Genomic DNA, 285 nt, shown 5'->3' with positions numbered 1-285 from the left:
ACGCTGACGTTGCTGGTGATAAGAGAAACCCGTACCCGCTGGGATCAAACGACCCACGATGACGTTTTCTTTCAGACCACGCAGCTCATCACGCTTACCAGCAACTGCGGCTTCAGTCAGTACGCGGGTCGTTTCCTGGAACGACGCGGCAGAGATGAAGGACTCAGTAGCCAGAGACGCTTTGGTAATACCCAGCAGATCACGCTCAAACAGTGCAGGCTGCTTGTCTTCAGCAATCAACTGACGGTTGGCGATGTTCACGCGGGAGAATTCCACCTGCTCGCC

General features: G+C 55.1%; 1 protein-coding gene. It reads right to left on the bottom strand.

Annotated features, from left to right (window positions below):
- Window positions 1-285 (bottom strand): hypothetical protein (locus ACYP03_RS25755; RefSeq protein ID WP_459782641.1); only part of this gene is annotated, 285 nt, incomplete at both ends.

The sequence above is a fragment of the Photobacterium sp. R1 genome (genome assembly GCF_054600795.1).
This window is presented reverse-complemented; position numbering and strand designations above follow the sequence as displayed.